Below are 11,009 nucleotides of genomic sequence, written 5' to 3'. Positions count from 1 at the left end.
CAACTGTCAACTGTCAACTGTCAACTGTCAACTGTCAACTGTCAACTGTCAACTGCCTAATCGTCAATTTGCCATCCATCTTTGGTATAATCTTCATCCACAATCTTCTTCGGTCGCATCACTAAAACAACTCGTCCCAAAATCGACAACTGGGGAGATGTTTCAAACCATTGCAATTCTAAATTGCCACCATTATCGGCGAGGAAATAACTGTCTGCTTCCCACTGTCTTTGGGCGCGATCGGCAATAATCAAAACTTCTTCAACTTTACCTTGCAGCGGTACCGGCAGTCGATCGCTCATTTCCAAAACCGCCACCGGATCTTCCGCGTTCAAAATTACCTGCCATCCAGGAATCGCCACCCAAGCTCCGGCTCCGGAAAACTTTACCATGCGGAAGGGCTCGATTTCCTCCGGCAAAGGCACAGCCAGCAAATCTGACGTAGAAAGGGGCAATTTGCCTACAACCGGGACAATCCGAGGCAGTTGTTCCTCGGTATCGAGCCTGTAAACTGGTAAACGAGGCGCCGCCCGCCTGGAAACTACGGTAAAATCTACCAGCAACTGCTCGATTTGCGCCCTAGCAGTTTGGCTGCTAGCTAATTTTAAACCGCGAGCAATTAAGCGCGATCGTTCTTGCAAATCGCTTTTCTGTCTCGCTGACTGCCAACACTGGTAAGCTACAGCATCCCCAGGAGTGTCTGTGAACCCCTGCGGGAGACTCCCGAAGTGCGAAAACTCCTTCATCGCCTTAGCAACTTGGCGCGCATCGTCAACATCCAAATTGTGGGCTAGCATCAAAGCTGCCGCTCCGGCTCGTTCTACTTGCGAAAGAATCCGAAACTCGTATAAAATATCACTACCTTTGCGTAGAAAGTGCGATCGAACTTCCTCCGAAGCACCAGCATTGACCATGCTGGTGTAAACTTGGGCTGCAACGCCGACCTGATTTTGTTGAATAGGCTCAAAACCAGTTTGTTCAAAAATCTGCTGAGAGTTGCAGCCCGCTTGCAACAGTGCCGTGCAGGCTTGTCCCCACTCTACCCAGGTGCCTTCCTTGCGGCGGAGCGATCGAATTAACTTTTCGACATCCACAGCATCAGTGGAAGGTGCAGGTTTAGAAGGGGAAGAATCTTGAGGTGTATCAGTCATAATTGAATCAAAAACCAGCGTTAATTTATGTGTAATTGGATACTAGCAAGGTTCCTGTCGCGGCAGAGCGATAGATTTATGGTAAGGGAGTTGTGAGACTATTGTTACAGAATAGTTGCTCGCCTAAATTTACAAAGGGGAGTTTATCGTATTGTTATGGATAATGCCATTCCAGAGCTCGATCAAATTAAACGCCAGCTCATGACCCTACACCGACCGAAAAAACCCAAAATGCTGGTAGTAGACGATGAACCAGACAATCTGGATTTACTCTACCGCACTTTCCGACGAGATTTTAACGTGCTCAAAGCAGAGAGCGGGATTCGCGCCTTGGAAGTCCTGGGTATCGAGGGCGAGGTCGCCGTCATCATTTCCGACCAGCGGATGCCAGAAATGAAGGGAACGGAATTTCTCAGCAAAACCGTGCCGCAGTTTCCGAATACGGTCAGAATTATCTTGACTGGTTTTACGGATATTGAAGACTTGGTGGATGCGATTAACTCCGGACAGGTTTACAAGTATATCACCAAGCCTTGGGACCCGAACGAATTGAAAATGGTGGTGCAAAAAGCGGCCGAGACCTATGAAGTTCTCAAGCAGCGGACTGAGGAATTGCACCGCGCCCAAAATCAAATACAACTGTTAGCAACCATCATGCAAACGGCTGTGGATTATCCGAGTGTGGAAGCAAGTTTAGAGCCAATTGCTACGGCTGTGAGCGATAATTTTTTGGCCGACGCTTGCATTTTGCAATTGGTGGAAGGAAACGTTTTAATCCCAGCCCAAGGGATTCACACCAGCGGCCAAACAGTGGAAAATTGGCTAGCAGATGACCCTCTGGTTCTAGAGGCGATCTCCTCTCAAGCTATTCAGGGTGCTGTGAATATTGCCACCGACACAGCCCTCGCCACCCTGCCACACTATCAAAAATCAGGCATTCAAGCTCACCTAACAGTGCCGGTAATTCACAACGGTCGATCGATCGCGCTGATGTCCATCCAGTGGAACCAACCTTGCTCCCTGCGCCCCGACGAACTCACAACAGTTCACCTCGCCGCTCAACAAGTGGCTTTGGTATTGACGAGTTTTCAAGGTGATTAATTAGTTGACAGTTGACTGTTGACCTGTGACAGTTGTTAGGAAAGCAGTGGTCAGTTGTTAGTAGTCAACAGTCAACTGTCATTGGTAACAAATAAATAACCAATAACTAATCACCAATAACTAATAACTAATCACCAATGACTAATAACGCAGAAAAAATTAAAACTATATTTAATCGAATTGCACCAGTTTACAACCAAATGAATGACTGGTTGAGCTTGGGGCAGCACCGAATTTGGAAGCAAATGGCGGTAAAATGGAGCAATGCTGCCCCCGCAAATACTTGTTTAGATTTGTGCTGTGGCAGCGGGGATCTAGCTCTACTTTTAGCACAGCAAGTAGGGCCTACCGGTTGCGTATTTGGAGTAGATTTTTCTGCCGAACAATTGGCCGTTGCAGCGAGGCGCGATCGACCTTTTCTCACCCCTGCAAGTCCGATTACCTGGGTAGAAGCTGACGCCCTAGACTTGCCTTTTCCCGACAATTACTTCGACTGCGCCACCATGGGTTACGGGCTGCGTAACGTGACGGACATCCCCCGCAGTCTTCACCAATTGCACCGCGTTCTCAAACCGGGCGCAAAAGCAGCTATTCTCGACTTCCACCGCCCCAGCAATTCGCTAATGCTCAGCTTTCAGCAGTTTTATCTCGACACTCTGGTGGTGCCCGTTGCTCAGCAATTTGGGATGACTCAAGAATATGCCTACATTAATCCTAGTTTAGAAAAATTCCCGATCGGCTCCGAGCAAGTCGCGATCGCCCGCCAAGCCGGATTTGCCACCGCCACCCACTACCCCATTGCGGGAGCTATGATGGGAGTATTGGTGTTAGTCAGTTGACAGTTGACAGTTGACAGTTGACAGTTGACAGTTGCTATTAGTTATTTGTTACTTGTTACTTGTTGTTCTAATTTCCAATAACTAATAACTAATAACCAATGCCCTCTTTGGCCGATGCCCGATGCCCTGGGAAGGCCAATTCCCAATTCCCAATTCCCAATTTCCCAATAATTGATGAATCCGTCTGAAATTTGGCTGTTGTTAGCCCCACCTGTAGTGGGAGGAATTATTGGCTATTTCACTAACGATATAGCCATCAAAATGCTGTTCCGCCCCTATCGAGCTATTTACATCAAAGGGCGGCAGTTGCCTTTCACTCCCGGCTTGATCCCCCGCAACCAAGAGCGCTTGGCTAAGCGAATTTCTGACACAATTATGGGTTCGCTGCTCACACCAGAAGAACTGCAAAATTTAGCACGCCGCCTCCTGCAAACCGAGCGGATGCAGTCGGTGATTCTCTGGCTGTTGCAGTTGGCCCTCGATCAAGTAAAAGCAGACACCGAACAAAAAACTGCTAAAATTCTTGCTAACATTCTGCGAGATTTGCTGGGGGAATCGGTGCCGCGAATTCTCAAAGTTTTGGCGCGCCGGGAAGATTTTTTAGAAGTTCAGCTCAATCAAATTTTTGACCAAGTTTTGCTGGAGATTCAGCTAACTGACTCTCAAGCTGCTCAGTTGTCTGATTGGTTGTTGCAGATAGTAATACCACCGGAAGTGCTGCGGCAAGCTCTGATTGACTTTTTGACCGATCGCAATATTTCAATTATCGATGAAGGATTTCGAGAAAAAACCAGCGGCACTTATTGGGTAGTAGCAAATTTGTTTGGTTTGCGTAACACTTTAACTCGGCTGCGGACTTTTTGCCTAGATGACAGACAAGTTACAAATCAGCGGCTAGCAGAGTTAACGATTTCCTTGGGAATTCGCGGGCGACTTCAGGAATGGCTGCAAAATTTGTCGATGCAAAATTTACCGGTTTCGACGGTGAGACAGTTGCGAAAAACCATGCGCGACAGCGTTCGCAACTACGTTCAAGAGCGAGGTACAGAGGTACTTGAGGGCTTGAGCAAATCTATTGACTGGGAAAGTATTTCGCGGTTGCTTCTGAATCGATTGCAAACTTCGTCGGCGATGAATGCTTCCCTGGAAATTGTCAGCAAAGAACTGGCTTTGGTTTTAGATCGCTATCTGGAGCGGGATTTAGAAAATATTGTAGCTCAGGCGATCCCGATTTTGAATATCGACCAGGTAATTGTCGATCGAGTAAAAGGCACTTCTCCCGAAGATTTAGAGTTAGCAATTCAAGGAATTGTCAAAAGCGAGTTGCAGGGAATTGTAAATTTAGGAGGCGTTTTGGGCATTTTTGTCGGCTGTTTGCAAACAGTGGTGCTTTTGCTCCAGCGGTGATTTATTTCGGCAGTTGTGACATATTGGTTGTAGCCCCCGATTGGCTCGACTGGGGCACGCAGCACCAAAAACCCGGTTTTTCGGCTGTATTTACCGCCTGGGCCCGAGGATTTTTCCCAGAAACCGGATTTTTTTTGCCCAATCCTAATTTACTTATTTCTTAAATTTATGCCACTTCCCAATTCGGACGATCGCACCACCCCAAAAAACCCACGCAACCTCAGCCGCCAACAATACGAGCGTTTAACCGCAGAAATGGCCGCTCCCTATCGGCCTCTGCGACAGTTTGTTTACGTAGCTTGCGGTGCTTCCGGTTTTATTGGCGGTGTGGTTTTCTTGGCTAAAATTGCCTCGGGCCGCGAAATTGGCTCTGCTTTGCCCAATTTTGCCCTCCAAGTCGGAGTCGTGGCTCTGATGGTGTTCCTGTTTCGCCTTGAGCAGCGCGCCGAGGCCCGAGCCCCCAAGTCCAAGTAACAAAAGTTTACAAATCAATACAAAAAGATACCTCAAGCAAGGAAAAGTTATAATTATAAAGAAATTATTACGAAACCCTGGTTTGCGATCGATCCCTGTCATTATAAGTAAGTGGGTTCAAGTGGGGTCAGCAAATTTAAAGACCCTAATCATAAACCGCTTCTAGCTCGTTCAATTGGGGTCAGCTTTCATAAAGACCCTAAATATATAAAATAAATTTTAGCCCAGCGCCAGCCTTCACTTATAGAAGAGCTGGCGTTGGGCATTTTACTAAAAGCTGCAAGTTGCCAAATGTGTCAAAGTCAAAGTAGAAACAGATGTTCGGAGGCTTGGCTATGAACTTGTCATTTTTCAAAAGGCGGTGGACGTTATTTTTAGCCGCAGGCGCGGGAATTGTATTTTACAGCAGTGCAGCGGTGGCTGCCGAAAAGGTGGTACTGAAATACAGCGCGATCCGCGTGACTTTACCAGTTAGCGAATTAGAAATGTTTGCACAAACTGGAAAAATGTCGCCCGGGCTAGAAATGCTGCTTAGCCAAGCGAAAAAAGACCCGGAAGCAATTCGCAGAAGTCTGATGAGATCGGTCAAAGTCAGTCAAAGGTTTGTAGGTGAAACGCTCAACAGTAAGCTGGGAGACATCGTTCTCGATGAGGTGGGTCAGGTAATTCGCACTCCTTCAGGGAAGGCAAATCGAGAAGCGTTGCGCGAGGCTTTGGTACTATCGGCAGCTAATGATAACGAGATTACCCTGCTCGAAGCGATGAAGAATTATCCGGCTGCTGAGGTTGATGTTGAGGGCGATCGTTTAGTTGAAGCTTACGGTAAACTTGTAGCCTTGTCAGAACAATTGGGCGGCGTTTCCGAACGGCTGCAAGATATTCTCAACAAGATTCGCCTGCCCCGATTGTAGGGCATTTTGTCGGGCACGGTTGATTTGTGCGATCGATCGGGTGAATGTTTCTCAATCTGTATCAATGACTGCCCTCTCAGATTTTATGCGTGCAAAATTTGCCTGATTTTAAATTGACTGTCGCAGAAGTCTCGCGATAAATATGCGAGCGTTGACCAAAAAAATAAATAAAATATCCGTATTTTTACTGATAAAAATATGTAATTTAAAAAATGCGGGTAAGTGTTTCTGTATCCCCCATAAACTGAAATAAGATCGGCTGGACATTGCAGATTATGTGTCTTAAGATAGAGAAACGCTGTCAGAGTCTGGCCATTGCGAAAAAACGGCCCGTCATTAGTAAGCTCGTGCTAAGACAGATGCCCTGAGACAACGCATTCCCCAAAACTCTTGACTAAAAAAAGTTGAAAACACAAACGCTGAGAGACTGGATTAATTAACAGCACCTCAAATCGTTGAAATAAAATCGTACTGGTCAGGGTAGTACACTTTCACTCGCTCGACTCTATTAACTCGGTAACACTAGCAACATGAACAACAATCCTATTCGTTCAAAAGACCGTTTCTTGGTGTTCGGCGCTCCGGCGATCGAAGATGCTGAAATTCAAGAAGTGGTGTCAACCATGAAAACAGGTTGGTTGGGCACAGGCCCGAAAGTCATGACTTTTGAAAATGACTTCAAAGCTTATAAGGGTTCCGAGTACGCGATCGCAGTTAATTCCTGTACGGCGGCACTGCACTTGAGCATCCTCGCTGCTTCGTTAAAGCCAGGAGATGAAGTCATTACTACTCCGATGACTTTTTGCGCTACGGTTAATGCGATCGTCCACGCCGGAGCAACACCGGTACTGGCAGATGTCGATCCGGTGACTATGAATATTGACCCGGCTCAAGTCGAAGCAAAAATAACTTCCAAAACTAAAGCAATTTTACCAGTTCACTTTGCCGGTCGTCCCTGCGATATGGATGCCCTGTGCGAGATCGCTAGCCGTCACAATTTGAAGTTAATTGAAGACTGCGCTCACGCGATCGAAACAGAGTACAAGGGAAAAAAAGCAGGCACATTTGGCGACTTCGGATGCTTCAGCTTTTATGTCACCAAAAACATCACCACGGGCGAAGGAGGCATGATTCTGGCTCGCGCTCAAGCAGACGCTGACAGGCTGAAAATTTTAGCGCTACACGGTATGAGCAAAGATGCTTGGAAACGCTTCGGTGACTCGGGCTACAAGCACTATCAAGTCGTGGAAGTCGGTTTTAAATACAATATGATGGATCTACAAGCTGCGATCGGCATTCATCAACTAAAACAAGTCGCCCCCTATTGGCAGCGCCGGGAGCAAATTTGGCAGCGCTACAACGAAGCCTTTGCGGATCTGCCGATTACTCTGCCCGCCAACCCAGAAGCAGATACAATTCACGGTTATCACCTCTACACCATTCTGGTAGATGAAGCCAAAACAGGCATCAGCCGCGATGAGTTTCTCAACGCTATCAATGCTGAAAATATCGGTGTCGGCGTACATTACATGAGTCTGGCGGAACATCCCGTTTACCAAGAAATGTTTGGATGGCAGCCCGAAGACTATCCGAATGCTCGCTACATCGGACTGCACACCATTAGTTTGCCAATTTCAGCAAAATTAACCGATGCAGATGTTGAAGATGTAATTGCTGGTGTTAAAAAGTGTTTGGCGATCGGCAAAACTAAAAGTCCGGCTTTAGCAACCGCAGGCTAAAGTTTTCCATCAAGTCATCCCATTTTCAATTTTCGCATTGCAGATTAAAGAAGTGGGAATGACTTACTGGATAATTGTTGAGATATTCTCTACAGTTGCATCCTGTTGAGCAACTGCTATCAACATTAAAAGAACCCCTAACTGCTGCCCTTAGCGAATCAGTTAGGGGTTATTTTAATCTATCTTAAATCGCCTGTGCAACGCGATAACTGCCGCCTCGTTCAAACACATCCCAGGCATTTTCTGCCTGCACCCGCGAAGGGTTGTCTTGGTTATGGGCGGGATTTGGGATTGTAGTATTCAGAAGCCAGCCGTTGTTCAAACAACCACTGTTTGCTTTCAGGGGTATCATCCAGCCAGCGATCGATCAATTGGGCCCATTTTACAGGCAGCCGCAACTGATGCCAAGTTGAATGAGAAGTAACAGAAAGATTGTGATAAAGGGCTGAATCCGAAATTAGTTTTTCCATACATTCTGCCAAAGCCAGAGAGTTACCCGCCTCAAAAATCATGGAGTTAACCCCGTGCTTCAAGTGGGTTTTAAACATCGGGTGATCCGAAGCTACGATCGGCGTTCTAGTACGCAAAGCGTGCTGAATTGTTAGGGGAAAGCCTTCGGGATATTCGTGCCTGCTAGTAACTAGCACGACATCAGCTTCTCTCATTAAAGGTTCTAAAGTAGGAGTTGGCACAATTCCCAGAAATTCTACAGAATCTTCGATCTGCAACTCTTCGACGCGCTGGGCAAAAAACTCTTCTTCTCCTTTCCCTGCCATTTTTAACTGCACTGATATATGGCGCTCTTTTAACTTTGCTACCGCCTCTAAGATATCGCCAACTCCCTTGCTTTGTACTAACAAACCAGCGTAAAATAAATTCAATTTTTTGAGATTCGCAGGTATTTCTTTCGGCGCAAGAGAACCGGGATCGCTATCTAAAAGGAAGTCCCAAGGAATTATTTTATCGGGTTTTACTCCAATTTCTTTAAACAATAAAGATGAAGTAATTCCGTAAGTTCCCACCCATTCTATTTGCTTTTTATTCAACAAATTAGCCAGAAAATAGTTGTGAATTTTCTGGCGCCAAGTGGCATTAGCAATAGATTCGGCAAATACAGCGATGGTTCTAATTTTACGTTTGATTGCCCACTTCAAAACATCTGGAATAATCGTCCGCATCACTAAATGAGTCGGATTTTGCTCGGCAATTAACTCGATCAATTTTTGGGAATCTATTGTGCTATCGAATCCGCAAGATATCGCCCGCACGCCGTTTTCTAGAACCCGATTTTCAAATTTTGGAGTTATGCAGCAAATCACCGTGACTGACTCGGATCGTTTTGCCATCTCGGTGACGGCATCCACAGAATATTTTTGAGCGTAGTAGTTTTCGCTTCCCCTTCCAGCCAAGCGCTCGAAAGCTTCGGCGTAATCCCCCGCATACTGAACTATGACTAAACGCATTTTCCTAAACTCTGGTTGTATAGTATTAAATAAGACATACGGTGCAAAACAGTTGCAATCAGGTTGATGGGGATAGTTCGAGCTACCGCCACTCAAGCACTGTTAATTTTATCTTGCATCTATCTGAATTATAGAAAGTTTAGGTAGCAAACTCATCAATATTTAGCTTGCGATTCGCTTTGTATTGAGGGGTTTGGAGCTTATTTTAGGTTGATTTTTATAAATGTCTGTTGCAGGTAGGATGCGAGAATTAATTCCAATTTAATAAGTAGAAATACTGTCCCCTGCAATTTGATGTCGGAAGTCGCGTTCTGCACTCACTTTCGCCACTCACTTAGCATATTGGAGGGGATGCCAGCAAAATAAGGCTGTAAAATCCACAAATCGTGACAATATTTGGTTTGAGGGCGCTCAGTAAGCCAAAGTTTCTAAAGTTTCGCGCAGATAGGAGCGTACCTGCTGATCGATGGTGGCATTTTGCTGCTGATTCTCAAAATTGAGTTCTAGCTGCCAGCGTTGAAATCCTGAACTTGCGCCGATCGCCGATTTGAGACTGCCCCAAATTTCAGAATCTTCGCACAGCTCGATCGGCTCTGGCGCTTGAGGTTGTTCTGCGATCGGTAGATAATTCGCCATATTGTGATACCTCTGTTTTTATCCCCTGTAAGGATTGAAAGCTTACCTTGACACTTTCTATTATAGATTCTTCTCTCCAAATAGCCAATATAAATATCCAGAACCTGCGATTAAAAATTAAATATTAAGATTATTAATAATCTCTATCAGACCACAGACCTTACCTCTTTTTTTATGGCATACATCTGTCAAAACTAAAGTAGCTTAAACTACAATTCTCGGAGTTTTAATTTTTTATTTCACTTTTCGGGCGACGGCTCGGGTAGGGATGTAGCAACCTTGGTGTCAGCAGGTTCTGGGTTGACAATCCTCGTGGCTGACGAATTCTCCCTAGGGAATGCTGGCTCAATTGACACGAAGGGTGCGGGCTCGGCGGCAGTTATCTCCTCGGGTGCAAAAGCTGGCAAAAGTCGATCGACTTGCCAAGGTGCGATCGTAAAATCCTGCCGAATTTTTTCTAAAATATAAGGCTTGGTGGCTGAAAATTTCGATTCCGGCGTCAGCAAAACCGCCAAGACACTAGCAGATACCTGCAAAAACAAATTGCTCGCTAAAAAACCACAAGCCGCCAGCGACAATCCAGCCCACCGCCAGGAAGGAGAAAACGGAGCCACCGAAGCCGCCAGGGGAGCCAATCGGTAGAGTTGCCACAAAATTAGTGCCAGCACGACAGGGACAAAAAGAGCGATTCCTTGATTTAATTTAGTTTTAAACCGAGTCAGAATCCGCTGCTGCACAGAAGTTAAATTCTGCGGTTTCACCGCCACAACTAAAATACTAAAAATGTAAAAAGGGCGAAACCACTGCATCCACAGCACAGGAGCAATACCTGCTACACCAACTAAAAACACCTCTAACCAGACAGGGAGCATGGGAGAACCCACTGCCAGTCCCAGCAAGCACAGTCCGAGGAAAATCGGCAGTGCAGCCGCCCCAGAAAGGTGAATCCACAAGAAAGGATCTGACCAAAAAGAACGCACTTTAATTAATTATTAGTTTTGAAGTAGGATTTTTGAATCTTGGATTTTGAGATTTTGGGATGCACTCTTAACTCTGAAATCCGATGCGAAGAGTAAATATTTAGCTATCAAACCGAGGAATTACAAGCAGAAATCTGGTTTATTTCGGTAATTCTTATTGGAGCGAGCAAATTTTAAATTTTAAGCAAGGGTAAAGACGATGAGGAAGTTCTTAATTCCTTCTTCCTTCTTCTTTCGGTCAACTGCCAACTGCCAACTGCCAACTGCCAACTGTCAACTGCCAACTGCCAACTGTCAACTGCCAACTG

10 protein-coding genes are annotated in these 11,009 nt (G+C 45.8%); 6 read left to right on the top strand and 4 right to left on the bottom strand.

Annotated elements, in window-relative coordinates; all coding sequences use genetic code 11:
* Positions 1–56: 56 nt before the first annotated feature.
* Complete coding sequence (locus tag QT974_RS22890) at positions 57–1,151, bottom strand: RuBisCO accumulation factor 1 (protein ID WP_333470720.1); 1,095 nt, start codon at positions 1,149–1,151, stop codon at positions 57–59.
* A gap of 156 nt (positions 1,152–1,307) precedes the next feature.
* On the opposite strand from QT974_RS22890, the gene QT974_RS22885 reads away from it, so the two are divergent.
* The 6 genes from QT974_RS22885 to QT974_RS22860 all read left to right on the top strand — a co-directional run bounded on the left by QT974_RS22885 (position 1,308) and on the right by QT974_RS22860 (position 7,622).
* The gene (locus QT974_RS22885; protein WP_333470719.1) at positions 1,308–2,252 is read left to right on the top strand and encodes a response regulator; all 945 of its coding nucleotides are present in this window, start codon (positions 1,308–1,310) and stop codon (positions 2,250–2,252) included.
* Between the two features lie 137 nt (positions 2,253–2,389).
* Entirely contained in the window at positions 2,390–3,091 is a 702-nt protein-coding gene (gene ubiE, locus QT974_RS22880) for a bifunctional demethylmenaquinone methyltransferase/2-methoxy-6-polyprenyl-1,4-benzoquinol methylase UbiE (RefSeq protein WP_333470718.1), read from the top strand.
* 174 nt (positions 3,092–3,265) lie between these two features.
* Positions 3,266–4,498: a DUF445 domain-containing protein gene (locus tag QT974_RS22875; RefSeq protein WP_333470717.1), complete on the top strand. Its 1,233-nt coding sequence runs from the start codon at positions 3,266–3,268 to the stop codon at positions 4,496–4,498.
* 168 nt (positions 4,499–4,666) lie between these two features.
* Positions 4,667–4,972: a DUF3493 domain-containing protein gene (locus QT974_RS22870; RefSeq protein ID WP_333470716.1), complete on the top strand. Its 306-nt coding sequence runs from the start codon at positions 4,667–4,669 to the stop codon at positions 4,970–4,972.
* Positions 4,973–5,307: 335 nt separating this feature from the next.
* Complete coding sequence (locus QT974_RS22865) at positions 5,308–5,883, top strand: alpha/beta hydrolase (RefSeq protein ID WP_333470715.1); 576 nt, start codon at positions 5,308–5,310, stop codon at positions 5,881–5,883.
* Between the two features lie 530 nt (positions 5,884–6,413).
* A complete protein-coding gene (locus QT974_RS22860) occupies positions 6,414–7,622 on the top strand; it encodes a DegT/DnrJ/EryC1/StrS family aminotransferase (RefSeq protein ID WP_333470714.1) in 1,209 nt (402 codons plus the stop codon).
* Between the two features lie 272 nt (positions 7,623–7,894).
* Here QT974_RS22860 and QT974_RS22855 read toward each other — a convergent pair whose 3' ends face one another.
* The 3 genes from QT974_RS22855 to QT974_RS22845 form a co-directional block, all read right to left on the bottom strand.
* Positions 7,895–9,085: a glycosyltransferase family 4 protein gene (locus tag QT974_RS22855; RefSeq protein WP_333470713.1), complete on the bottom strand. Its 1,191-nt coding sequence runs from the start codon at positions 9,083–9,085 to the stop codon at positions 7,895–7,897.
* A gap of 411 nt (positions 9,086–9,496) precedes the next feature.
* Positions 9,497–9,721, bottom strand: coding sequence for a hypothetical protein (locus QT974_RS22850; RefSeq protein ID WP_333470712.1), 225 nt, complete (start codon positions 9,719–9,721; stop codon positions 9,497–9,499).
* 239 nt (positions 9,722–9,960) lie between these two features.
* Entirely contained in the window at positions 9,961–10,701 is a 741-nt protein-coding gene (locus QT974_RS22845; protein WP_333470711.1) for a low-complexity tail membrane protein, read from the bottom strand.
* Between the last annotated feature and the right edge of the window lie 308 nt (positions 10,702–11,009).

Origin of the sequence: Microcoleus sp. BM001215392, assembly GCF_036700185.1 — a bacterium.
Classification (GTDB): Bacteria; Cyanobacteriota; Cyanobacteriia; order Cyanobacteriales; family Microcoleaceae; genus Microcoleus.
This window is presented reverse-complemented; position numbering and strand designations above follow the sequence as displayed.

Excerpts from the sequence above, each read along its gene's own strand:
- QT974_RS22890 (WP_333470720.1), bottom strand. The coding sequence starts at position 1,151 with ATGACTGATACACCTCAAGATTCTTCCCCTTCTAAACCTGCACCTTCC.
- QT974_RS22885 (WP_333470719.1), top strand. The coding sequence starts at position 1,308 with ATGGATAATGCCATTCCAGAGCTCGATCAAATTAAACGCCAGCTCATG.
- ubiE (WP_333470718.1), top strand. The coding sequence starts at position 2,390 with ATGACTAATAACGCAGAAAAAATTAAAACTATATTTAATCGAATTGCA.
- QT974_RS22875 (WP_333470717.1), top strand. The coding sequence starts at position 3,266 with ATGAATCCGTCTGAAATTTGGCTGTTGTTAGCCCCACCTGTAGTGGGA.
- QT974_RS22870 (WP_333470716.1), top strand. The coding sequence starts at position 4,667 with ATGCCACTTCCCAATTCGGACGATCGCACCACCCCAAAAAACCCACGC.
- QT974_RS22865 (WP_333470715.1), top strand. The coding sequence starts at position 5,308 with ATGAACTTGTCATTTTTCAAAAGGCGGTGGACGTTATTTTTAGCCGCA.
- QT974_RS22860 (WP_333470714.1), top strand. The coding sequence starts at position 6,414 with ATGAACAACAATCCTATTCGTTCAAAAGACCGTTTCTTGGTGTTCGGC.
- QT974_RS22855 (WP_333470713.1), bottom strand. The coding sequence starts at position 9,085 with ATGCGTTTAGTCATAGTTCAGTATGCGGGGGATTACGCCGAAGCTTTC.
- QT974_RS22850 (WP_333470712.1), bottom strand. The coding sequence starts at position 9,721 with ATGGCGAATTATCTACCGATCGCAGAACAACCTCAAGCGCCAGAGCCG.